This is a genomic window from Desulfoscipio sp. XC116 (assembly GCF_039851975.1).
Taxonomy (GTDB): domain Bacteria; phylum Bacillota; class Desulfotomaculia; order Desulfotomaculales; family Desulfallaceae; genus Sporotomaculum.
On record NZ_CP156660.1, the window covers coordinates 3,203,169 to 3,225,631 of the forward strand.

Below are 22,463 nucleotides of genomic sequence, written 5' to 3' on the forward strand. Positions count from 1 at the left end.
TTTGACTTCAGCTTGTAGCCGGCACCAAATACGCTTTGGGATTGCTTGCCTGAACAAAAGCACAAATTTCTACCACACGAGGTTAACAATAATCGCTTTCTTATATTCATATGCGCCAGATTTCCCCATCTCGTTATTTGCAAGCAATGGGGCGGAACATTTTGCGCTGCCCCCCTAAGCTCATATTCATTATTCCGCCCTATTTTACGAAGTTATTGTTCGATAATCGTATAATCTCCTCCATGCCATGTCGTAAATGTAACATAACCGTCTTCAACTGTGGTATCATAATCTGAAAAAACATAAGAAGAATAATCGTCCAGGTAATCCGGATCTCCGCTGCCAAACAGCTGATTGTAGCTTCCAGCTCCGCACGTATAATATCCGTTGCAAGATCCATCCTCATATTCCACAGTAACATCTGTATCATCATAAATATCCGTAGGAACTTTCACTGTCATAGGAACAGGAAACATTGTACGGCAACCCATTACAACTTCAGTTTCACTTGAATCACCGCTAGCTGCAATATTTAGATAATACGGCTGCTTAGTCGCCATAGTTGGTACCAGGTCTTGATCTATTGCACTTCCGTCAAAGGTATAGGAATACATCAACGGCATACTATCATCATTGTTTACATAGCGTTCCGCACTCCATACATAATCCTCGAAATCATCGAAGTAAGGGTTTTCAATTCTTGACAATGTTTTCCAAGCAAACTTCTCCACATCGTTAGCAGAATACATATACACAGTATAAGGCGCTGTCGGATTTTGAGTTGTTGCAGGCTGCCATGCCTCCACTGTTGTCACTGTGGCAGCATATGCCGGAGCCGCCGCGCAAGTAATCAACATTAAAACGACCAAGAAAAATGTTAACTTTTTCCTACCTGGGATTTTTGTCACGAAAAATCAATCCTTTCTTTTTTTAATTTTAATTTTTCCCGCAAAATTTTATTTGCGGTTTATGCTTTTCCTGATGTCTTTTCAAAATAATTAACTTCTCTAAATAATCATCACCTCCATTTCCCAAATAGTTTTCATTAACCCCTCGTTGCCAAAGGCAAGGATAGTGGAACGAAATCAGCGTTCGGTTCGTCATTCACAGTAAACTGGCTTTGATGACAGTCTACATCCCTCGGCCCGCAGCCCGCATTTTGCATAATTCGTGGAAGAGAGCACTGCGGTTTACCCCCGTATAGCTGGTTAGTTCTTTTCTGTTCCTACAAACACGAAACGTGGTGCTGCCACCATGCTAAGCCGCCATGGAATGTAGAAAAGCCAAAATACACTGACGCAGAAAACGGTAAGGAATAATCTCCAGCTTGTTGATTTGTTTTTTCAATATGGAAAAGCATGCCCAGCATATTGAGAAGGATTTTACTAGGGTGAGTTGCCGCCCCCCAAACCGACTACCCGCACCTGTCGTCGGAGCTAAATAAGTTTGTACCATCTAACTTTTTTAAGTATAGCACCGAAAGATCATATTGTCTGTTGCCACACCAACTTATTCCAAAAAAATATTTTTTTACTATATGTTAATTCGTTCCCCATATAATCCATAACATGGTTTTACATAAAGAAAACCCGTTCTCGTGCCTTGCAGCTTGAAAACGGGTTTTATCTTTAGTTTTACCTTTAAGTTGTTGTTTGTAATATATATTGCCCTATCAATCTCCCATCGCAAGAGTGCAAGGATAAAATGATTTAATCAGTTGAATTTCTTTTTCATCAAGCAAAGTAAATTGGTTTTTGTTGAAACTCACCAATCCGTCCGCGCACATTTTACTTAACTCGTGAGAAAGCGCGCTGCGGTTAACCCCCAGATAACCCGCAAGCTCTTCCCTATTCATATAAATACAAAAAGTAGTGCTGCCGTACTGAGCCGCCATTGAGCACAGGTAAGCCCAAATTCGCTGGCGAAGGGAACGATGAGAAATAATCTCTATTTTGCTGATTTGCTTTTCTACAATATGCGCAAGCATTCCCATCATATTGGCAAACATCTTGGATTTAATTTCGTGGGGCAACAAATTATCAAAAAACCTTTCATACGGGAAAAAGATTACCTCCGCATTACTCGCGCATACAACTGTCACAGGACAACGCTTGGTGGGATGCGCCGCCGCTTCCAAAGCAACCACCTGCCCCTGACACCGGTTTTGAATCAGTCTTTGCTTGCCGTTCCGGTCTATCCTTTCGCTTATTAAACGACCGGAACAAACTAAACCGATACTCTCTACCAAGTCGCCTTCATTCATCACTACCTCATCGCGTAAATAGGTTTTATGTGCCGGTCCGAACAAATCAAAAAGATTGCCGCAGTCATTTGGGGACAGCCCATGAAATAACAATGAGTTCTTCATTATTCGGACCGACTTTTCTTTTATACTCACCCTAGCTCACCACTTTATTTTATTAGATTGTCCTAACTTTAATTTTAAAAATTACTTGTTTTTTTGCTGGAAATAATTATCCGCTTACTGAATTTTAAATTCCTTTAAGTTAGAAATATCTAACTGGAGAGAATTATACCATATGAAAGCAACTTCGTCTGTTGTTGCGCCAACATTTTTTTTTAAAACTTATTTTTTTATAATAAAAAACGTAAAAAACAAAAAATTGGTTGCTTTTTACAACTTTTTCACGGGATCAGACTTAGAAATTATCAGTAATTGCTGTTGCACTCACCGAAAATAGATGATAAGCTAATATCGTTTAGAGTAATCTAACTTAGGTTTCAATTTTGCGTGATATAACTTTGAAATGCAAGGAGTATGTTAAATGAAAAAATTGACTTTTACCATGGAAAATTACCTTGAAGCAATATATGAACTATCAAGCGAAGGAACAGGAGTCAGGTTGTCCGACATTGCCGAGCGGATGGGGGTGACAAAGGCCAGCACCAACAGCGCCATGGCGACCCTTTCTAAAAAGGGGTTAATCTTTAATAGAAAATATAAGGAAATATATCTTACCCCGACCGGGCGAAAACTAGCTGAATTCACTTCCCAAAAACATCGCGTTGTCCAGCAGTTTTTTACAGAAATTTTAAATATCGACATGGCTATTGCCGATAAAGATGCCTGTGCCATTGAACATGTAATCAGCGACGATTCAATCAATGCCATGCGTAAGTTTTTACGGGACAATGGAATAACAGTGAATGAGCCGGCAAAGATATAACTCGCCTGCCGGTCACTTCAGAAATCAATGTCCGGAAGCAGATGCCGTATTAATTAATTAAGTTCGGGCCGCCAAATAATAAACTGGCTATCAGCAGAAGTCTGAAAGCTTGCCAATAGGTTACCGGCTTTAAGTTAAATAACTCCGGTATTGTTGTATTCCAGAGATAACGCAATAAAAGAGCGCCTAAAAGAAGTAAACCGGCAACTAAAAGTGCAAATCCTAAATCATACAAAAAATTATATAAAGCATCTATGACAGACCAACCCCTTTATTTTCCTTAACTCCAGGTTCTCCATTTTCCTCCCAAACCCTTCTTTTCAAGGGCAAAATTGTATTTGCTAGCAAGAACAGCAGGAAGAAAAGGTATATTGGCGAAAAGTATATTGATTATTACCTAAAACATTCATGGGGAAGTGTCCGTTTTGCTAAATATATCAAGTATAAAAATTTGCGAGCTAAAAGAAATAATCAAGGACGATAATAAATTAGACGAAGATATGTTATTAGCCCTTGCCGACGACACTCGCCCGGGAGTACAAAAGATATATAATAAATTAATGAATGATAGGAATAAAAAAATAAGGGAACTGGAACGTCTTAAAGAAATACATAAATACGAGGAAAGTTGTTGCTTCAAAGGATATAAGTTAATCGCCGGGGTGGATGAAGCCGGGCGTGGTCCCCTTGCGGGACCGGTTGCGGCCGGAGCGGTTATCTTGCCGGATGATATTGAAATATGCGGCGTTAATGATTCTAAACAGTTATCCAATAAGAAAAGAAAGCAATTAGCCGGACAGATAAAAGAAGCCGCTCTATGCTGGAGCATCGGGTTGGCAACAGAAGAAGAAATTGAAAAGCTAAATATACGCAACGCCACCCACCTAGCCATGGCGCGCGCTGTTAACAAACTTAAAATAAAGCCGGACATCTTGCTTGTAGACGGTTTCCTTATTCCCGATTTAGAAATAGAACAGCAGGCTATAGTAGGTGGCGATGGAAAAAGCGTATCAATCGCAGCCGCGTCCATATTGGCCAAGGTCGAACGGGATAGAATCATGGATAAATACCATGCAACATACCCGGAGTACGGGTTCGACAAGCATAAAGGCTACGGTACCAAGCAGCATTTTGAGGCAATAATGAGGTATGGCCCCTGTCCGATACACAGAAAGGATTTTGAGCCCGTTAAAAGTTTTATAGCCAACCGGAACAGTTTGTTTAAAGATTGGTTCTAGGATATAAGCAACTACCTGTATAAGCCACCGGCCATTTCAGCAATCAATGTCTGAAACCCGGTGGCTTCCGATGGCAGACCAAGTCAAGCAGCAATTCGGGATTTTTTCATTACTATGGTATCCTTTACTTCATCAAAGCCTTATGGTAAGTTTTCTTTCCTTTACGTATTTTAACGCCGTTTCTCAATTGTTCTGAAGTGATATGGCAATCAATGGATTCAACTTTAACATCATTAATAGAGACACCACCCTGTTTAATCAGACGTCTTGCTTCACTCTTGGAAGCAGTTATACCACATACCACCATCAAATCCACCATACTGATGACACCATTGAGCAGCTGCTCAGCCGCAATTTCAGTAGTTGGCATATTTAAATCATCCGTGCCGCCTGCGAAAAGGGCGTGAGAAGTATCTTTTGCCTTTTGGGCTTCTTCTGCACCGTGAACCAGTTTAGTCAGTTCACAGGCCAGGATTTCCTTAGCTTCGTTCAACTGACTGCCTTCCCATTTGTCCATGGCGTCAATCTCTTCCAGGGGCAAGAAGGTAAGCATACGTATGCACTTCAGGACATCAGCATCATCAATATTACGCCAATACTGGAAGAATTCAAAAGGCGAGGTTTTGTCGGGGTCAAGCCAGACAGCGCCCTTTGCAGTCTTCCCCATCTTATTACCTTCGGAATTCATTAGCAGTGTTATGGTCATAGCATAGGCGTCCTTGCCCAACTTGCGTCGAATCAGTTCAGTGCCGCCCAACATATTAGACCACTGGTCGTCACCACCAAACTGCATATTGCATCCGTAATTCCGATACAGATAATAAAAATCGTAGGACTGCATAATCATATAATTGAACTCTAAAAAGGACAGTCCCTTTTCCATTCTCTGCTTATAACATTCCGCGCGCAACATGTTATTTACAGAAAAGTGAGTTCCTACTTCACGAAGTAATTCAATGTAATTTAGCTTTAAGAGCCAGTCCGCATTGTTAACCATGATTGCCTTACCGGCACCGAATTCGATGAACCTTTCCATCTGTTTCTTAAAGCATTCGCAGTTACGCCGGATTGTTTCAGGTGTCATCATAGAACGCAAATCGGTGCGGCCGGATGGGTCACCGATAAAGCCGGTTCCACCGCCTAAGAGGACTACAGGTTTGTTTCCCGCCATCTGCAGACGTCTCATAAGGCATAGTGCCATAAAATGGCCGACATGCAACGAATCCGCAGTTGGATCAAATCCAATATAAAATGTTGCTTTGCCATTATTAATAAGTTCTTTAATTTCTTCTTCATTGGTAACCTGGGCAATCAAGCCACGAGCTTTCAGTTCATCATAAATTTGCATTATAACAACTCCTTGATAAAATTAATTAATAAAAATGCCCCCTGCTCCAATTGGAACAGAGGGCAGAAATTTGCGGTACCACCTCTGGCTCGGAAATTCCTCGCGGAATTCCCCTCAACAAGTGCAAACACACTCCCGCGCTGTATCGGGCGTACCCGTCAAACCCTACTATCAATTCAGGCAGCGGCTCCAGGATGTATTCGTATCAGCACGTCTGCAGCCTCTCACCAACCGGATGCTCTCTGAATGACGTAAAGCCGACCTACTTCTTCCTTTCCTAGCTTTTGCATAATTAAATTTAATTAATTTTAATTGAGAAAGCAGTAAAAGTAAAGTCACAAAATGACACATGTATGACACTTTGCAGTTTTCTTTCACATTGGCAGTTTTCAACACGTTATATTTTTCCTGAACGAAAAGTATAACCCAACTTCCCGGTACTGTAAACACTGGTTCATATTACTCGGAAATTACAACAGTTGCGATTGTTTACGTATCACTATATCCCCAGAAGTCTTTTTAATGCCGTGTTATTTCCGGTTCCCAAAAAAGATGCGCTAATGCCGCCCTCGGAATTTAGGTCAGCAGGTTATATTTGTGGAGTTTCCGGTAAAGGCATTGTCTTGATATTCCTAGTTCTTTTGCAGTTTTACTTTTATTGTATTTATTTTTTATAAGTATGTCTTCAAGCATTAGCTGCTCTTCTGATGATAATACTTTTAAATGACTGTTTCTATTATTCTTAAGCTGTATTTGGTTGTATTTAAGTCCTAAATAATCGGCAATAAAGCTACAGTCAATTTCTTCACTTAAGGTTAATTGGATGGCACTTTCCAATAAGTTTTGCAGCTCCCTTATATTACCGGGCCATGCGTAATTTATTAAATTACTCATAGCCTGCGGGCTTAATCTTTTCGGAGGCTTGCCGAACCTTTTACAGATAAGCCCCAGGAAGTGCTCTATCAGGAGGGGTATATCATCTTTCCTTTCTCGCAATGGCGGAATTATCAGTCTAATTACTCCCAATCTATAGTACAGATCCCTGCGAAATATATTGCGAGATATTTCTTCCTCCAAATCTTTATTGGTAGCAGCAACTATCCTGACATTTACAGGTATAAGTTTACTACCCCCCAAACGGATGACGCTTTTCTCCTCAAGAACCCTTAGTAAAGACACTTGCAGGTCAAGAGGAACATCTCCAATTTCATCCAGGAAAAGGGTGCCTTGGTTAGCCAATTCAAATTTTCCGACATTACCGCCTTTCTTGGCTCCGGTAAAAGCGCCATCTTCATAGCCAAAAAGTTCACTGGCAATAAGTTCACGAGGCAAGGCAGCACAATTGATAGCAATAAAAGGATTGTTTTTTCGCGGACTTTCATTATGTATAGCTTGAGCAATGACATCTTTACCTGTTCCGCTTTCACCTAATAGTAATACGTTAGAATCAGATTGGGATGTGATTTTAGCAATATTTATAATCTCCTGGAATTTTAAGTTGTTGCCGATTATGTTATTAAAAGTCATTTTAGCGCTGCGGCCAATCCATTTTCCAACAATACTATTGATGCGTTCGCTCTCCCTTATAATGATCACCGATCCCATATCAGTGGGGTTGGAACTATGCAGGGGGGTACAAGTAATATAGCAGTTAATTTGTTTTTTCTTATAATATAAAACTAAAAAATTATCTGTGATTGTCCGACCTTGAGTTACACTATTAATAAAAAATTTATTTTTAGGATTATCACCAAAGATATTATGGATATTGGCCTCTATAGTGCCAGTTAATTTAAGCCCTAGAATTTTGGAGCATTTTTTATTTATATATGTAATATTACCGTTTACATCTACGACCATTACCCCGTCCGACATTGAATCAGTAATGACTTGGTGATATTTGAAAATTCGATTTAACATCATGGTAGATTGAATATGATCGGCCGCGGCTACTACCATACCAAGTGTATGATAACTTACCTTCTCGTAAGAAGCAGCCATACCTATGCTGCCTATAACACGTCCGTTGTCAACTATTGGGGCAAAGGATGATGCGCCTGTTATGGCAAATAAGCAAAAATGCTCGTAAGAGTATATAGAAATAGGCTTTACTAAAGAAATACATAATTGACCACTGTTAGTCCCTACCTTTTCTTCGGTCCATATGGTACCCTCAACCACATTTGAGCGTTTTGACCAATCAATGGATTCTTTATCGCCAATTATTTTAAGGACTACGCAGTTGGCATCGCTCAATATAACTACGAATCCACTTCCTTTAACAAATTCCGATAAGCGTTCCATGACTGGAATAGCGGTTTCCATCAGGTATTTAGAATTCTCTAAGGCTTTTCTAAATTCGTGTTTAGGGCTTGTATAAGCAATTTCTTGCATATCGTGCTTGACATTATAATGATAACTTCGTTTCCAGGAATCGTAAATCTCAGGTCGTAATAATCTCTTGCATAATTCGGGACCTGCATGTAATTCCTTCCATACTCTTTTAACTTGATATAAGGGCATATTTTTTTTATTTTCCGGACTTAACATATTGCTTGACATATTGTATTTATTCCTCTCTTACGTTTAATAACACAGCCACGAATAAATACTATTCTTAATTGATTATAAGTTAAATTATAACAATGACTTTATTTTAGATACATGTTTGTTTTTTCTAATTTATCATACCATAAATAATTGTAACTATGGAAGACAAAATGTCACGGTGACAAAATGTAACTATTAATATAATCATTGATTATAAGAGGCGTTAATATAGGCGTTTTCATATGGTATCAAAATTGCAGATAATGTTTAAAAGTATATGTGGCAACGATAAGGGAAAGGAGGAAAATGCTCTAAATAGAACAAAATGTCCTAAAGTTTATTTTCTCTAAATACGAGGATAAGGATGATGAATATGAATATAGATTCAATTGAGAGACTCGTAAAAAGCGAAGGAGAATTCGCTGCAAAACGCTTGGAAAAGTGGGCGGAAGTTATTCCGGACAAGACTTTTTTCTTTTACGGCGAGGAGAATAGACATATATCATTTAAGGAATTTAATCAACTTACTAATAGTATAGCACACAATTTAATATCAATAGGCATTAGTAAAGGTGACAGAGTGTCAGTATTTCTAAAGAATCCCGTTGCAACAACTTTGACTATGTTTAGTATTTGGAAGGTTGGAGCTGTGTATTGTCCTGTTAATACCAGTTACATGGGAAAGTTATTGGCTTATCAAATTAACGATATCAAATCCAAAGCGTTAATAACAGAGAGAAATATGGTATCGCTTGTTAATGATATTAAAGATGATATTGAAAATCTATTGGTAGTTGTATATAACCCCCAAAAAGACGAACATGACTACAATTCCGAGACAGCAAAAATTAAACTGGTTAAAAAATTTAAAGAGATATTATTTGAAAGCCTCTTATTAGGTAAAACAGCAAATTTGGAAACAAATTTAACCTTCAAAGATATTGCGAACATTATTTATACCTCCGGGACTACCGGCCCTGCCAAAGGGGTTGTCCAATCGCACCGCTATGTCAATACATACATAGCTTTTTGGAGGAATTTTACCAACCAAGAGGATGTTATTTATTCCGATATACCTTTATATCATATTGGTGGCGCCTTTCAGAATATAGTTAGGGCAGCATGGGTCGGATGTACAGTAGCTGTATGGGATAAGTTCAGCCCCAATGAATTTTGGAATCGGATTAAACTTTGCGGGGCGACTAATGCCATATTGTTAGATGTTATGATACCCTGGCTTTTGAATGCCAAGGAGACTCCGAATGATCGGATAAATACTTTAAATAAGGTTTACATGCAACCTCTGCCCATGCATCATAATGCGATTGCCAGGAGGTTTGGGTTTGATTTTGTTATAGCAGGCTATGGTCAAACAGAAGCCGGAAATGGGTTCGCAGGTATCATAGAAGAACTGGATGAAGATGAGGGTACTCCTCATGAGTTGTATAACGGTTATTCTCATGAGGAAATACGGGCAATAGGCCGGAAAATTAATGCAACAATTGTTCAAGGAGAACAAGAGTTCAAAAAAGGTTTTATGGGTAAACCCTCATTTTATCTGCAGGCAGTTGTTTTAAACGATAACGATGAAGAATGCCAACCGAAACAAGTTGGGCAGATATGTTTTCGATCATATTTACCCTATACCATCATAGATGAATACTACGGCAAACCTGAAGCTACAGTAAAGAAGTTTAAAAACTTTTGGTTCCATTCCGGGGATGCCGGCTTTGTGGATGAAAATGGATATTTTTATTTTCTTGACCGAATAAGTGGATGTATCAGGCGTAGGGGAGAGAATATTTCTTCTTATCAAATCGAAGATATAATAAACGGCCACCCCAGTGTAGATTGTTGCGCAGCTTTTCCCATTTCTGCAAAAGAAGGAGAAGAAGATGATATTGTTGTGTTTATTGTTTCCAGAAAAGGGGAAGACCTCGAAGAGAAAAATCTAGTTCAATGGGTTAAAGGGAAAATGCCAAAGTTTATGTGGCCTCAATATGTAAGATTTGTTAACGATTTACCACGGACCCCTACCAACAAAATATTGAAATTCAAGCTTCGGGAAATGATCTTAAAAGAACTGGATGCTAAAGACCACGGTTTACAAAATAAAAACTAAAATGATAAGGGGAAATGTATTATGCAGAAGTATCGTGTTATTATTTGGGGTCTGGGGAATATCGGAAGAGTTGCCGTGAGAATGTGCATGGAAAAGGAAACCTTGGAGCTGGTTGGGGCTATTGATGTAACACCCGACAAAGTGGGCAAGGATGCAGGTGAGATATTCGGTTTTGGTAAGTCAGGGGTTATTGTTTCAGATAATATGGAAGAGGTCTTTGCACTCGATGCTGACGTCATCATGTGCTACCTCCCCTGCTTGATGAAAAAAGGTTCCCTTAAGCCCAGCGCTGATAATATCGTCAAAGCGATCAATGCAAAAAAAAATGTCATCACGACCATCCCGATTTCCTATTCACGGTATTCGGATCCGGACATTACAAAGATGTTGGATGACACAGCGAAAGAAAATGGTGTGACTTTTTTGCAAATTGGTTTAATGCCCGGTTTGTATTCCAGCTATTTTCCCATCGTGCTTAGTGCCGCTATGGAGAAAGTTGATCGCGTCATTATGGAATGCGGCGAAGATGATCAGGGCAACACCTCGGACTGGGTCAGGTTTTTCAGCTACGGATCGAAACCGGAAGACGTAGATATCGGAGCCGTTCGGCGGGGAATATCTACTTATTATGCAGATGGTGTCTGGGAAGTAGGGGATAGGCTCGGATATAAAATGTCGGATGTCTATTGTACCAATGAAGTGTTTACAACATCCATTCCGCTGAAAACAGCATGGGGCGATATACCAGTGGGAGGCATTTGTGGGCACAAGTTCGTATGGCACGGGATGGTTGGAGAAGAGGAAAAGGTTTCTCTGGTTTACATTCATAATGTCTGCAACGATCAGATCGAAACGCCAAAGATTGTCGAAAGAATTCGTCTGGAAGGTTCACCGTCTGCCATAGAAGCAGAAATTAAGGGCTTAATGTCTCCCTTTGATCAAAGTTTTGAAACCAGCGTTGCTCCGACCATACACATTATCCCGAGAGTAATTGCAGCGGAACCGGGCCTGAAATACCCGTTGGATTTGCCGGTCATTAATTCAATTCGATAAAATCTTTACATTAGAAAAGTGAAGATTGGCTAACCACAGCGGATGTATATTTGAAGATAGCAAGCTGAATATAAGGGTCAGCAGCCAGGTTAAAAGCCATAGTGCAAAATAAGCCACCAGCCATCTCAGCAATCTATGTTGAAAGCAGGTGGCTTTCAACCGCGACGATGCCGTAAGGGAGTAAAAATTTGCAGTAATTCGTTGGCCACAAGTTTGGTCATCAGAACCCCGCACTGCTTCATTTCGTCAATTTGCACTGAAGAGCTTCCTGAACAGCACAGTCTTTACCGCAGACTGCACACAGGTGTGCCCGCAGTCTTTTTTCCGAGCGGCAATCAGATGCCGCTAGACTCTATAAACCGGAGGTTCGGAGATCCAATTTTTGAGCTTGCCATATTCGTATATCTTATCATAAATATCAACTTCTTCTAATAAAAAATCTTTGAACAATTTTCTTATTTTTGGTGAAGGCGCTTGTCTAAAAGCTTCTATATGAATGTTTAAAAATGCTTGTATACCGGAAAATATTCGCAAAAAAACATATTTATCGGAAACATCCTCCGCTTTAACGACGGTATTAACCGCAGCGCGGTGTCTATCGGGTGTAGGGATAGCATAATCTTTCATCCAGTTTTCAAGAATATTAATCTGCTTATTAAGCCGCTTTAGTCCTAATTCCATAACAAGTTTTAAGTCAACATCTTTTACGTGGTTTAATAAAATTTGAGTTTCTTCTATTACATCGTATCTATAGGTTAATTCAATCCATAGGCTGCTTACTTCAAGTATATTTATTTCTTCTTGTAAAACCCGCGACGGCTTGCCAATGTCAATTATCTTCTCCATAAGCTGCAATATTTCCATGTTAGTATCACCTCATGGACTATTCTGCACTATTATGAAAAAAACATGCTTAATCACTGCACAGATACTTTACCTTGATCACCGTCCACTGTAACTTTTTGGCCGTCTTTGAGAACCTTCATAATACCCGGGATGTTAACCACCGCCGGTACTCGTACGTAAGACAAATGCCACTTTTTTCACTGTGTTTTTCCCTTTTGTTACAAAATGTCTCTGATGCACCCCGGTATTTATGCCCACAAAAGCTTAAACCTGCTTCCTTAGAGTTTAATTTTGAGGTAACGAACTTCGGAAATCTAATTCTTGAAAAACTTGACAAACGCGCTACTATGTACTACCATATAGTCACACCTACTATGCACCACACAGTAGGTGTGACTATACGCCGTTAATAGTGCCATTGAAAAAATGGAAATAGGCTAATTCCCGGGCTATTGACGTTTTTCTTATAAGACGTTAATAGGCCATTGAAAAAGGAAGCAGGGAAAACCATGTTTGATAAATCGCAGCTTATGCGGGGCACATTGGAAGGCTGTATCTTGAAGATTATCAGTTTAAAAATCACCTATGGATATGAGATTATGCTGACATTGAATGCCTACGGTTTTGAGGATATCCGGGAGGGGACCATCTATCCCTTGCTGGTCCGGCTGGAAAAGAAAGGGTTTATTACAGCTGAATTTAAACCTTCCCCGCTCGGACCCAGCAGAAAATATTATGCGATCGCCGCAGAAGGCATGGAAACCTTAAAGGAATTTGAATCTTACTGGAAAAGTATTTCCAAGGCCGTCAACACTATTTTTGTTTTGGAGGAATAAAAAGATGACCAATCAATTAAAAAGATTACGCCGGGAAAACAATACCCTGGATAAACAGGTGCTACAAGAAAACAACACGATTCTCACCAATATGGTCTGCTATCTCCGTTCCTCCCGCTTATGTGAATATGATATCGAAATTATCCGCAAAGAGCTTACAGGAATGGCGCTGGAAGCACAGTTAAGAGGAGAAAGTTTCGGTAATATGGTCGGAGAAGACTTCCGAGCCTTCTGTGATGAATTGATGAAAAGCGGCAGACAAAAAACGCGCTGCGAAAAAATACTGGAACTGGTCACGATTCTGACCTGGGGCCTGGGAATATTATTTGTGATTGAGCTATTTTTTTCCTTAACATTGTTCAATTTGTTTAAACCAGGCCCGGACATAATGCCTGTAACCTCGGGATTTCTGCTTTCGACCTTGTTGACCCTCGTCTTTGTATACGGCCTTTATTATTCTATTACCAGAAAAGCCTTTGAATTGTCAGGACATGACCGCAAGACGAAAACTATTTTCATTCTCGGCTTTTCAGCCTCATGGACGGCCATTGTCTTAATTAAAGTATTGATGAAAACCGTAATCTTCAGCATCACTTTCTGGTACCCGCTTATCTTTTTTATCATTGCTCTAGTGGTGATAAAATATTTAAATGACTTTCATGCCAACAGATCTTTTCATAGACGAAGTTAACCCGGTAGGAATGTACAACCAGTCAGATTATCGATATGGTCAAGAATATTGAGAACGGATTGGCGCTTAATGGTTAAGAAATAAAAACACTATTGAGTCTATTAGTATTTGGAAAGTAATATATAACCTGAATTTGAGGAAAATATTCAACATATTAATTGGAGGTGTGCGATGAAACCCGTAAAATTAAACAACATTGTAGAATATTTAGCTGTTGCCGAGGAATCGGGTGAAGAAAATGATTTTAGCGAATATAGTGACTGGGAGCAGGAAGCAATCAAAGAAGCCATTGACATTATAGATAATTGGGATGATTATATTGAGCTGCCGGATAAATATGAGATCCACGAATATAGCATAATGGAAAAGTTTTGTTATTCAATAGAGAATGAAAGGCTAAGTAACAAGCTCTGTAACGCTATTTCCGGCAGGGGTGCGTTTCGGCGGTTCAAAGACGCAATAATGCGGTATGATCTGGAGGACAGCTGGTATGCTTATAAGCATAAGTCGTTGAGCCAAATAGCGCGAGATTGGTGCGAAGTTAATAATATACCTTTATTGAAGGAATAAAGCTGAGGGAAAACAAACTAATACCCATAAAGATGAAAGAGGGGAAAACGTGGATAATAAGAACATTGTTTCATTTGAAAAACACAGGGGAAAAACGGGTTTCAGAGAAAAAGTTGAAGTGACCATAAATGAGTTTGAAAAGTTTATTAAATTTATTGAAAGTGAAAAGCCCGGGTTGACTGCCAATAAAGAAGCAAATCACCGGTTCAAGTTATAGGAAAATCCAGAAACGAAGATTAGATATGAGTAAATTTATAGGTCTGTTAAAGGGATTTAACAAAAGTAAAAATGATATCATTTATACCATAAGCTTTCTTACACCTACCTTATGGACGAGATGTTTTTTTTAATGCGTTAGTTGTTTTTTAAAATAATATAGTCTAAATTTGTGATTGTCAAGAATTGCAAATACAAACAAGGATGGGGTATAATTTAAACAACATTCACCAAATGGAGTGATGAATATGAATTTAGTAAAAATAACATATGGAGTTAAAGATGATATAACTTCCAAAAAACGTAAAAGGTTTTTAACTCCTCTCGATAAGCTGAAAATTAAAAAAGAAAAAGCAGCGTTGAAAGAATTAATTGGTTTATGGGAAGAAAAAGACACATCCTTTTTTGATAAAAGGTAATGGTATGGACGGAGTATTATTAGATACAAATATTCTGATAGATGTACTTAGAAGTTATAGAAAATCTCGCCCCAAAAACAAGGAACATGCTTATAATTCAAAAAAAGCTATAGGGTTAGTTAATTGGCTTATTGATGAACGAATTATTAGATATATTTCTTGTCATACTTTAAAAGAATTACTTCAATATCCTCATATATCCAGGCAGGAGGAAGAAAGAATAATTAACTTGTTGCCAACATTCTATCGTATTTTACCCACAACATCCAAAGTTTCACACATAGCAGGTATTCTATCTCGCCAATCAGCCGAATATCGTGATTATCATATTGAGGACTGTTATATAGCTGCAACAGCAATAACATTCAAATTACCTCTATACACACGTAATCCCGGCGATTTTAAATATGTTCCACATCCGGATTTAGAGATTCTAGTCCCATATAAATACCAACCAGAAACAGAATATTAGTTTCAATAAGAGATTTTCCCTCCTGACTTGCTAATTTTAAGGGGTTTTACCTCTAAGATCAATAAGCGTTGAAGATCGTAATTCCGGTTGCGGTTGACATAGTCCAGGCATAATTCACGGTCCCAATTAGCATTCCAATGCGGCCTGTGGGATGAATTATTAGGGCAAACAGGTCTAACTGGAAGAAAATTTTTAGGATTTTTAATATAGCTCTGGACATTTAGGCAGGAAGTTGTTATTCTCATCTTGTATGGGACTTCAAGTCCATCCGGGGCATGGGGAGAGAGGTCGCAAACTCTACATCTCCCTATGCTCAGATGATTAAGAAGCCATCTCCTTGATTACTTTCATAAGGAATGGCTTTTCTACTTTTACCGCCAAATTCCTGCTTTTCTTGTACTTTGGAATTGCCGCTTTCGGCGGCAATTTATTCACCGCCCATTGCCGTGCGTCACCCACAGATATCATTTACACCATAAGCTTTCTTACACCTACCCTATGGACGAGATGTTTTTTTAATGCGTTAGTTGTTTTTTATTAAGAGCTTTCAGCTCTGTGAATAACCATATTCCGGTTATAACAAATGACAAAAAATCCGATAACGGAATCGAAATTAATATACCCATCAGTTGGTAATACCCGGGCAGAATGAGAAGAGCCGGTATTAACAATATCACCTGTCTTAATAAAGTTAAAAACATAGCCTGTTTTGGTTTTCCGATAGCTTGAAAATAACCCGTAACAATCATCTGGATACCTATAATAGGTACAAAAATCATAGAAACTCCCATAAAATAGCTTCCCATAGAAATAAATTCCTGATTCTGGCTATTAAACAATGACATAAGCTGTTCAGGAAACACCCTAATAATGACAAATCCCAGTGTAGCAATAACAGTTGCAGCTATAACACCGGACTGCAACGCTTCTTTTACCCTATCAAATTTTTGGGCTCCATAGTTAAATCCAATGATTGGTTGAATACCTTGACTAATTCCGAGTATAGGCAATACTATAAGGAAGATGATACTGAAAATCGCTCCCATTGCTGATACCGCTATGTCTCCACCATAATGGACAAGACTTTTGTTCATAATCATATTATATAATCCCGTTCAACAACATCCAGCCTATCCATCAATGGAACCTGAATATTGTCCTTCCTATAGCGGCTTGGGGTAGCGCAAAACATTTTTTTGAAATCCCGCGCAAACTGTTCATGGGAATCAAAACCATATTGAAAGGCAATGTCTGTAATATTACGATCAGTTGACCTTAATGCAATGGCTGCTTCAGATAACTTTCTTCCCAGAATATATGATTTAACAGTTCGATTGGTCGCCGCCCGGAAGATTCGATAAAAATGCATAGGAGAAATGTAATACCGGAATGCTAATTCTTCCAAGAATAGCTTGCAGTGCAAATTAAACTCAATATATTGTATGGCATCATTAACTATTTCAATATATTTCATAAAGTCCCTCGCGCAGCACTTGGGGAAAAAGAACAAGTTATCGGAGCATATGACTTACTAATAGGCGCACATGCACTTGCTGAAAATTTGACCCTGGTAACAAATAATACGAAAGAATTTAGCATAATCCCTAATATATCTCTTGAAAATTGGGTAGAATAATTTTTTCCCCCTTAATGCTTTAATGTAAATAATTATTACTAAGCGCAAGTCATTAAGCCAAATAGTGCGGGATTGGCCGAGAGAATTGCCGCACCTTTCAAAGTAGATTTGATATTGCTGGAAAGTGCCAACTCGTCATTAAGGGAGTGTGTCTTAAAAGAGAGAAAACTGCTTTATGACTTCCAGGAAGAGAAAAATAATTCGGCTGAAAAAACTACCGGCCGATATTAATAATGATCTCGGGGCGGTTGCCAGATTATCATCCCAGCTAAAAGAACTGAATGAGGAGATTAACAGCAAGCCCGGACCTTTAGCGGACAAGGACATTATACTAATGGCGGCATATTTACACCATTTTTAACGCCGCGCTCAAGCTGTACGATGAAATTGTGGAAGGTATCGCCTCGCTGTCGCAGATGCCTGAGCGGTGTCCGTTGATAAAAAGCCTGTGCAGCAACAGTGCCGGGCGCCTCATCTGTTAATTTTCAACCGGCTTGACTCTGGCATTCTCCTTTAAATCCAGGTTGCCGTCCCGGATAATTATTTCCCCTGCTGCCAAACCGTCTGTTATTTCAATATTCTCCCTGTCTCCGATACCCGTTTTCACCGGCCTATGTTCAACTCGGTTATCTGCCGCCACCATCACCTCTTTGCTGCCGTCTTTTAGGGTACGCACAGCTTCTCTGGGAATTACCACTACATCCTGCCGGCTGGAAGTTTCAATGGCTACCTTTACCTCATAGCCTGGCTTTAAATTGGCCGGGTCGGCCAGCGTAACGATAACGGGCACCCGTCTCTGGATGACCCCCAGAGCTGACTGTTTTTCTTCGGCCAGAGGATATATTTCCTTGACTTCACCGTACAATACTTTCACGCCAAGAACCGGGGCGGTAATTTTTACCCGTTGCTTCAGGCTCACCTCACCCAGGTCGTCGCTGAGGATATCCGCCTTGATTTCAAGTTTATCCGGTACCGCCACACTGGCCAGCACGGTACCAGGGGTCACCACCAGTTCCTGTTTAGCCGGCAAACTGAGGACCATGCCGTCCACGGGGCTTTGCAGTATCAACTGCCCCTCTTTACGATTGAGGTCTTGCAGCGACCGGTTCAAGCCCGCCTCTTGAGCCCGGGCACTCTCCAGCAGCGATGTCTGCTCTTGCAGGCTTTGTTCCAGGGTTTCCATCCTGAGCCGGGCTTCTTCAAAAGCAACCATGGTGACAGCCCCGGATTCATATAACTCTTTGGAACGCTCTAGGTTTTCCTTGGCGTTTTTCAGCTCCAATTCTGTACGTTGCACAACCGCTTGGGCGGCGGAAATAGAAGCCGTGGTTTGAGACAATTGGGAGCGGGTATCTTCAATTTGCAGCGACAGATCCAGATTTTCCAGTACCGCCAGGGTTTGTCCCGCTTTAACCTGTTGGCCCGTATCAACGGGTACCTGCACAACTCTGGCGTTCTGAATGGCGTGCAAGTCATAATTGGTAGCGGGCTGAACATAACCCGTATCTTCAACTGTCCGAGTTATGTCCCCGGTTTGGGCCGTCACCGTTTCAGCCTCGGTTCCAGCAGTTAAAACAGTGGTTACGGTTATTATCGCCAGTATCACTACGATGCCCGCTAACAGGAGCATTTTTTTTCTTTTTTTGGCAACCGGCTTCATATCAGACCTCCCTGTTAATCTTTATTTTTCAATATTTCCACCAGTTGCAGCTGTCGGACACCCCTGACAGTCAGCAAGTGGGCCACTACGATGAAGACAAAACCACCCAGGGCGGAATATATATAAGTGGTTGGATAGATTATTATCGGTATGGCAAACAAATCCGTGCTTACCGCACCAATGTAGCCCTTAGCCATAAGGTAGCCGAAGGGCAAACCCAAAGCCACTCCCAGTAAGGATTGCAACAGGTTTTCCTTCAGCAGAATGCCGGAAACCTCCTTTATCGTAAAGCCCAGCACCCGCAGGGAGGCCAGTTCCCGCTGCCGTTCCGAGAAACTGATTACCGAGGAGTTGTACACTATAGCAAAGCCCAGCAGCAGGGCGAAAATAACCATAATAGAGATCGAGTAGATCATGGCGTCCATGTTCTGGTTAAAATTGCCCAGTTCCTGCTGGCGGCTAAGAATGGATGAAACGGCGGTCATATCCTCCAGTTCCTCTTCCATCTGCGCGGCAAAGGCAGGGTCCACCTTCAGCATCACACCTGATACCAGCTGTCTTTCCTGTAATATAAAGTTGGCCTGTGCCAAAGAAACGAAGGAACCTCCCCCCACCAACTGCCTGTTTATCCCTACGATTTTAACCGGAGCATGCCTGGCGGGACCAATGCCCAGCAAGGTTTCCACTTCCACGGTATCACCGACCCTTGCCCCCAACTTGTTCGCCGTCCTCTGGCTGATGAGCAGACCTTCATCGGGTATTGCAACGGGCCGCTCCCCGGAGTCCCGCAGTCTCTTTAAAGTGGTTCCGGGTTCTAGTCCGGTGATGGAATCATCTTCGTTTTTACCGTTAAACTTAATTTTTATCGGTATCTCCAGCAGTGCTTCCGCTTTATTCACGCCGGCCATGCGAGTGATATTTAAAAGTTCGTTTTCATTTACCGGTGAGGTAAATCGGATCAAGTAGTCGTAACGCTGGCTCTGGTGAAAATGAGATTCTATCATATAGTTCACAGCGTCAATGGTGAACAGTGACACCACCAGCATACCCACGGCAAAAACAACACCTACCATGGTGATGACAAAGCGGCTGCGATTCCTGGCAGCGGACCTGATGCTCATTTTCCAGGAAATATTCAGTCGGTGCCAGAACCATGACAGATTTTCAATCAAAGTTTTACCGCCACCCTTGGGCGGCTCAGAACGCATGGATTCCGCAGGGCTAATAGCGGTTACGCTGCGGCATGCGGTCAAGCCGGCCAATATGCTTACCCCGAGGCTGAGGATGATACCGTACAGAATGGCCTCGGTGTTCACAGCACCAATGGTTGCCGGCAGATTAAAATATATTGCATAGGCCCGGGACATTACCGAAGCCAGGGCAAGGCCCAACAGAGTTCCCATCACCGCGCCGCATAAAGCCACCAGGACGGAATAACCGGTATAGTGCAAAATAACTTGCCTGTTGTTATAGCCCAAGGCCTTCATAACCCCGATTTGCAGGCGCTGGGAGCGAACCATGCGTCCCAGGATGACGAACTGGATGGCGGCGGCAATGCCTAAAAAAATGGCGGGCATGAATTGTGAAGAAGCTTTCAGGCCGTCCAGCTCCCCCTCCAGCGCGGCGTTGCTTAGCTGTTGCTTCCGCGGGTAAGCAGCCAGGCTGCCGTAGGGTTCCAGTATACTTTTTATTTGCCGGGCCACCTTTTCGGCGTCGGTGCCCGGAGCCAGGGTAACCAGCACCTGGTTCACCTGTCCTTGCAAGTTCAATAGCTGCTGAGCCCTTTCCAGAGACATAGCGATAATACCGAATGACCTGGGGTCGGGTAAAAGGGTGGCAGCATCTTTCATCAGATAAATAAATTCCGGCCCGGTGGCAGTACCCAGCATGGTCAGAGGCACAGTCTTTCCCTCCGCCACGATGGTGATAGTGTCGTTGAAGTCCAGGTGGTTGGCTTCGGCATACTGAGGATCCACCAGGATTTCGATATCACCGGTCCGGGCAGGTTGCTCACCGGGCCGGGCAGTCACTGTCTCTTCGGCAAAAAACCGGCCGGTGAGCAGCTGCAGGTTGTTGATTTCTTGTTCCATGGGCATGGAATAGCTGGTTAAGCGGGCAGTAGCCCGTTTGTTATAGTTGTTAACCAGGGTAACGTCCTTCTGGATGCGCCCGGTTACTCCGGTTACACCGGGTATGGTCTCAATCTGTTTGGTCACCTGCTGCGGGGCCTTGACCACATGAAAGTAATAGTCCGCAAAATTATGATCCCGGTAAAACCTTTCCTTTGATTCGTTTAAGTTGAAGTACGCGGTGCTCATGGCTATGTAAACGGCTATACCCACCGTAACCACCGCCGCTACGGCTATAAACTGCCCCTTGGTTTTGCCGATGGTGCGCCATAATTTTTTGTATAGGGCGCTCATTACCATTCAATCCTTTCCGGTGCCAGGGGAGAGGCATTCTCCCTGATCTCGGCTATGGCGCCGTCTCTCATGCGTATCACCCGGTGAGCCATGTCCCCGATGGGGGTGTTGTGGGTGACAATGATCACGGTACTGCCCCTGTCCCGGTTGATTTTTACCAGCAGAGCCAGAATAAGTTTACCGGTCTGATAATCCAGGGCACCGGTAGGTTCGTCACAAAGCAACAAACGGGGATTTTTCACCGCCGCCCGGGCGATGGATACCCGCTGCTGCTCACCGCCGCTCATCTGGGAGGGGAAATGCTCCATCCGGTCGGCCAAATCCACGTCTCTGAGCACATCGGTTACAGCCAGAGGTTCGTCCACCAAATCGGCGGCCAGTTCCACATTCTCCCTGGCCGTCAGATCGGGTATCAGGTTGTAAAACTGAAATACAAAGCCAATTTCACTTCTTCTGTAACCGGTCAACTGATTGTCGTTAGCCTGGCCCAGATTTTTTTTATCGAAAAACACCTCTCCTGTAGTAGGAAGGTCCATTCCTCCCATGATGTTAAGCAGGGTACTCTTCCCGGAGCCGCTGGGACCCAGGATCACCAATATCTCACCCTGGTACACATCCAAGGTGGTCTCCTTCAAGGCATTAACCGTCACTTCGCCCATGTGGTAGGTTCTGGTCACACGGCTCAAACGCATCAGTACATTATTGGTCATATCCTCCGCACGCCTTTCATGGTTTTTCCGAGGATTCGTCAATCTCACCCTTCTTCCAACGCTCATATTGAACCGCTATGTCCGATAGATACCAGTTGATAAAACTAAAGTAGTTTTTCAATACCAGCAAGTTTTCCCCGGATTCCCGGTTGTGGGGCGGAACACAGTTCAAGCCCCGGTCGATTACTTCCGCCCAAGTTTTCATTTCACCAGCCTTTTCAAGCGAGGCTTTGATCCATGACTCTGTATTGGCACAATAATAGGCCTTGCGTTCTCCGGGGATGCTCACCTTTTCAAATATGTGCATAATCAAACCCTGGCGGACGGTGAGGGATGCCGTGGCTTTGCTGAACAACAGATCTTTGGCTATCTCGTCCAGAGTCCTGGGCTGGTCAGCCAGCAACAGGTAGCCAAAGGTACGGCCCAAGGTCTTGGTCGCGCCGGAATTTTCCATTAATAGCCCCAGTTCTTCTATAAATTGAAGT

Annotated in this window: 23 protein-coding genes, 1 pseudogene and 1 other annotated feature; of the genes and pseudogenes, 12 read left to right on the forward strand and 12 right to left on the reverse strand. The window is 41.8% G+C overall.

From position 1 onward, the window contains the following. Positions 1 to 212 precede the first annotated feature (212 nt). The gene (locus ABDB91_RS15275) at positions 213 to 908 is read right to left on the reverse strand and encodes a hypothetical protein (protein WP_347488558.1); all 696 of its coding nucleotides are present in this window, start codon (positions 906 to 908) and stop codon (positions 213 to 215) included. Between the two features lie 764 nt (positions 909 to 1,672). Next, entirely contained in the window at positions 1,673 to 2,398 is a 726-nt protein-coding gene (locus ABDB91_RS15280) for a Crp/Fnr family transcriptional regulator (RefSeq protein WP_347488559.1), read from the reverse strand. 388 nt (positions 2,399 to 2,786) lie between these two features. Here ABDB91_RS15280 and ABDB91_RS15285 point away from each other — a divergent pair, with 388 nt between their 5' ends. Together ABDB91_RS15285 and ABDB91_RS15290 are read left to right on the forward strand one after the other, a co-directional pair. Continuing rightward, positions 2,787 to 3,188, forward strand: coding sequence for a metal-dependent transcriptional regulator (locus tag ABDB91_RS15285; protein ID WP_347488560.1), 402 nt, complete (start codon positions 2,787 to 2,789; stop codon positions 3,186 to 3,188). A gap of 425 nt (positions 3,189 to 3,613) precedes the next feature. Further along, positions 3,614 to 4,426: a ribonuclease HII gene (locus ABDB91_RS15290; protein WP_347488561.1), complete on the forward strand. Its 813-nt coding sequence runs from the start codon at positions 3,614 to 3,616 to the stop codon at positions 4,424 to 4,426. A 124-nt stretch (positions 4,427 to 4,550) separates the two neighbouring features. Here ABDB91_RS15290 and tyrS read toward each other — a convergent pair whose 3' ends face one another. Together tyrS and ABDB91_RS15300 are read right to left on the reverse strand one after the other, a co-directional pair. After that, positions 4,551 to 5,774 (reverse strand): tyrosine--tRNA ligase, encoded by a 1,224-nt coding sequence (gene tyrS, locus ABDB91_RS15295; protein ID WP_347488562.1) that lies wholly within the window; start codon positions 5,772 to 5,774, stop codon positions 4,551 to 4,553. Positions 5,775 to 5,829: 55 nt separating this feature from the next. After that, positions 5,830 to 6,062: a binding site (T-box leader), on the reverse strand. 288 nt (positions 6,063 to 6,350) lie between these two features. Then, complete coding sequence (locus ABDB91_RS15300; RefSeq protein WP_347488563.1) at positions 6,351 to 8,336, reverse strand: sigma 54-interacting transcriptional regulator; 1,986 nt, start codon at positions 8,334 to 8,336, stop codon at positions 6,351 to 6,353. A 361-nt stretch (positions 8,337 to 8,697) separates the two neighbouring features. On the opposite strand from ABDB91_RS15300, the gene ABDB91_RS15305 reads away from it, so the two are divergent. After that, positions 8,698 to 10,446, forward strand: coding sequence for an AMP-binding protein (locus ABDB91_RS15305; protein ID WP_347488564.1), 1,749 nt, complete (start codon positions 8,698 to 8,700; stop codon positions 10,444 to 10,446). A gap of 21 nt (positions 10,447 to 10,467) precedes the next feature. Next, complete coding sequence (locus ABDB91_RS15310; RefSeq protein ID WP_347488565.1) at positions 10,468 to 11,499, forward strand: hypothetical protein; 1,032 nt, start codon at positions 10,468 to 10,470, stop codon at positions 11,497 to 11,499. 345 nt (positions 11,500 to 11,844) lie between these two features. Here the strand turns inward: ABDB91_RS15310 and ABDB91_RS15315 are convergent, their stop codons facing one another. Together ABDB91_RS15315 and ABDB91_RS15320 are read right to left on the reverse strand one after the other, a co-directional pair. Further along, positions 11,845 to 12,363, reverse strand: a complete 519-nt coding sequence (locus ABDB91_RS15315; RefSeq protein ID WP_347488566.1) for a DUF3231 family protein — start codon at positions 12,361 to 12,363, stop codon at positions 11,845 to 11,847. Positions 12,364 to 12,416: 53 nt separating this feature from the next. After that, positions 12,417 to 12,506, reverse strand: coding sequence for a hypothetical protein (locus tag ABDB91_RS15320; RefSeq protein WP_347491621.1), 90 nt, complete (start codon positions 12,504 to 12,506; stop codon positions 12,417 to 12,419). A 348-nt stretch (positions 12,507 to 12,854) separates the two neighbouring features. Here ABDB91_RS15320 and ABDB91_RS15325 point away from each other — a divergent pair, with 348 nt between their 5' ends. The 7 genes and pseudogenes from ABDB91_RS15325 to ABDB91_RS15355 all read left to right on the forward strand — a co-directional run bounded on the left by ABDB91_RS15325 (position 12,855) and on the right by ABDB91_RS15355 (position 15,549). Next, the gene (locus tag ABDB91_RS15325) at positions 12,855 to 13,181 is read left to right on the forward strand and encodes a PadR family transcriptional regulator (RefSeq protein ID WP_347488567.1); all 327 of its coding nucleotides are present in this window, start codon (positions 12,855 to 12,857) and stop codon (positions 13,179 to 13,181) included. A gap of 4 nt (positions 13,182 to 13,185) precedes the next feature. Next, entirely contained in the window at positions 13,186 to 13,872 is a 687-nt protein-coding gene (locus ABDB91_RS15330) for a hypothetical protein (RefSeq protein WP_347488568.1), read from the forward strand. A gap of 32 nt (positions 13,873 to 13,904) precedes the next feature. Further along, positions 13,905 to 14,005 (forward strand): annotated as a pseudogene (locus ABDB91_RS15335) (KilA-N domain-containing protein); the annotation flags it as partial. A 38-nt stretch (positions 14,006 to 14,043) separates the two neighbouring features. Beyond that, on the forward strand, positions 14,044 to 14,442 hold the full coding sequence (locus ABDB91_RS15340; RefSeq protein WP_347488569.1) for a UPF0158 family protein: 399 nt from the start codon (positions 14,044 to 14,046) through the stop codon (positions 14,440 to 14,442). Between the two features lie 49 nt (positions 14,443 to 14,491). Then, positions 14,492 to 14,659 carry a hypothetical protein gene (locus ABDB91_RS15345; RefSeq protein WP_347488570.1) on the forward strand — a complete coding sequence of 56 codons (168 nt, stop codon included), beginning with the start codon at positions 14,492 to 14,494 and terminating at the stop codon, positions 14,657 to 14,659. Between the two features lie 247 nt (positions 14,660 to 14,906). After that, on the forward strand, positions 14,907 to 15,077 hold the full coding sequence (locus ABDB91_RS15350; RefSeq protein ID WP_347488571.1) for a hypothetical protein: 171 nt from the start codon (positions 14,907 to 14,909) through the stop codon (positions 15,075 to 15,077). 4 nt (positions 15,078 to 15,081) lie between these two features. Then, positions 15,082 to 15,549, forward strand: a complete 468-nt coding sequence (locus tag ABDB91_RS15355) for a PIN domain-containing protein (RefSeq protein WP_347488572.1) — start codon at positions 15,082 to 15,084, stop codon at positions 15,547 to 15,549. Positions 15,550 to 16,064: 515 nt separating this feature from the next. Here ABDB91_RS15355 and ABDB91_RS15360 read toward each other — a convergent pair. Together ABDB91_RS15360 and ABDB91_RS15365 are read right to left on the reverse strand one after the other, a co-directional pair. Beyond that, positions 16,065 to 16,649 carry an MATE family efflux transporter gene (locus tag ABDB91_RS15360; protein ID WP_347488573.1) on the reverse strand — a complete coding sequence of 195 codons (585 nt, stop codon included), beginning with the start codon at positions 16,647 to 16,649 and terminating at the stop codon, positions 16,065 to 16,067. Continuing rightward, positions 16,646 to 17,023, reverse strand: coding sequence for a helix-turn-helix transcriptional regulator (locus ABDB91_RS15365; RefSeq protein ID WP_347488574.1), 378 nt, complete (start codon positions 17,021 to 17,023; stop codon positions 16,646 to 16,648). Before ABDB91_RS15365 ends, ABDB91_RS15360 begins: the two co-directional genes overlap by 4 nt. A gap of 337 nt (positions 17,024 to 17,360) precedes the next feature. Between ABDB91_RS15365 and ABDB91_RS15370 the strand changes: the two genes are divergently transcribed. Then, positions 17,361 to 17,546 carry a hypothetical protein gene (locus ABDB91_RS15370; protein ID WP_347488575.1) on the forward strand — a complete coding sequence of 62 codons (186 nt, stop codon included), beginning with the start codon at positions 17,361 to 17,363 and terminating at the stop codon, positions 17,544 to 17,546. Positions 17,547 to 17,663: 117 nt separating this feature from the next. On the opposite strand, the gene ABDB91_RS15375 is transcribed toward ABDB91_RS15370, so the two are convergent. The 4 genes from ABDB91_RS15375 to ABDB91_RS15390 are packed head-to-tail and all read right to left on the reverse strand — an operon-like array spanning position 17,664 to position 22,432. After that, the gene (locus ABDB91_RS15375; RefSeq protein ID WP_347488576.1) at positions 17,664 to 18,845 is read right to left on the reverse strand and encodes an efflux RND transporter periplasmic adaptor subunit; all 1,182 of its coding nucleotides are present in this window, start codon (positions 18,843 to 18,845) and stop codon (positions 17,664 to 17,666) included. 14 nt (positions 18,846 to 18,859) lie between these two features. Beyond that, the gene (locus ABDB91_RS15380; RefSeq protein WP_347488577.1) at positions 18,860 to 21,268 is read right to left on the reverse strand and encodes an FtsX-like permease family protein; all 2,409 of its coding nucleotides are present in this window, start codon (positions 21,266 to 21,268) and stop codon (positions 18,860 to 18,862) included. After that, positions 21,268 to 21,978 (reverse strand): ABC transporter ATP-binding protein, encoded by a 711-nt coding sequence (locus ABDB91_RS15385; RefSeq protein WP_347488578.1) that lies wholly within the window; start codon positions 21,976 to 21,978, stop codon positions 21,268 to 21,270. Before ABDB91_RS15385 ends, ABDB91_RS15380 begins: the two co-directional genes overlap by 1 nt. Before the next feature lie 16 nt (positions 21,979 to 21,994). After that, positions 21,995 to 22,432, reverse strand: a complete 438-nt coding sequence (locus ABDB91_RS15390; protein ID WP_347488579.1) for a hypothetical protein — start codon at positions 22,430 to 22,432, stop codon at positions 21,995 to 21,997. Positions 22,433 to 22,463: the final 31 nt, after the last annotated feature.

Bases quoted from the DNA above. Each gene is read 5' to 3' on its own strand.
- ABDB91_RS15285 (WP_347488560.1), top strand. From the start codon at position 2,787: ATGAAAAAATTGACTTTTACCATGGAAAATTACCTTGAAGCAATATAT.
- tyrS (WP_347488562.1), bottom strand. From the start codon at position 5,774: ATGCAAATTTATGATGAACTGAAAGCTCGTGGCTTGATTGCCCAGGTT.
- ABDB91_RS15300 (WP_347488563.1), bottom strand. From the start codon at position 8,336: ATGTCAAGCAATATGTTAAGTCCGGAAAATAAAAAAAATATGCCCTTA.
- ABDB91_RS15305 (WP_347488564.1), top strand. From the start codon at position 8,698: ATGAATATAGATTCAATTGAGAGACTCGTAAAAAGCGAAGGAGAATTC.
- ABDB91_RS15310 (WP_347488565.1), top strand. From the start codon at position 10,468: ATGCAGAAGTATCGTGTTATTATTTGGGGTCTGGGGAATATCGGAAGA.
- ABDB91_RS15315 (WP_347488566.1), bottom strand. From the start codon at position 12,363: ATGGAAATATTGCAGCTTATGGAGAAGATAATTGACATTGGCAAGCCG.
- ABDB91_RS15325 (WP_347488567.1), top strand. From the start codon at position 12,855: ATGTTTGATAAATCGCAGCTTATGCGGGGCACATTGGAAGGCTGTATC.
- ABDB91_RS15330 (WP_347488568.1), top strand. From the start codon at position 13,186: ATGACCAATCAATTAAAAAGATTACGCCGGGAAAACAATACCCTGGAT.
- ABDB91_RS15340 (WP_347488569.1), top strand. From the start codon at position 14,044: ATGAAACCCGTAAAATTAAACAACATTGTAGAATATTTAGCTGTTGCC.
- ABDB91_RS15350 (WP_347488571.1), top strand. From the start codon at position 14,907: ATGAATTTAGTAAAAATAACATATGGAGTTAAAGATGATATAACTTCC.
- ABDB91_RS15355 (WP_347488572.1), top strand. From the start codon at position 15,082: ATGGACGGAGTATTATTAGATACAAATATTCTGATAGATGTACTTAGA.
- ABDB91_RS15360 (WP_347488573.1), bottom strand. From the start codon at position 16,649: ATGATTATGAACAAAAGTCTTGTCCATTATGGTGGAGACATAGCGGTA.
- ABDB91_RS15365 (WP_347488574.1), bottom strand. From the start codon at position 17,023: ATGAAATATATTGAAATAGTTAATGATGCCATACAATATATTGAGTTT.
- ABDB91_RS15370 (WP_347488575.1), top strand. From the start codon at position 17,361: ATGACTTCCAGGAAGAGAAAAATAATTCGGCTGAAAAAACTACCGGCC.
- ABDB91_RS15375 (WP_347488576.1), bottom strand. From the start codon at position 18,845: ATGAAGCCGGTTGCCAAAAAAAGAAAAAAAATGCTCCTGTTAGCGGGC.
- ABDB91_RS15380 (WP_347488577.1), bottom strand. From the start codon at position 21,268: ATGAGCGCCCTATACAAAAAATTATGGCGCACCATCGGCAAAACCAAG.
- ABDB91_RS15385 (WP_347488578.1), bottom strand. From the start codon at position 21,978: ATGACCAATAATGTACTGATGCGTTTGAGCCGTGTGACCAGAACCTAC.
- ABDB91_RS15390 (WP_347488579.1), bottom strand. From the start codon at position 22,432: ATGGAAAATTCCGGCGCGACCAAGACCTTGGGCCGTACCTTTGGCTAC.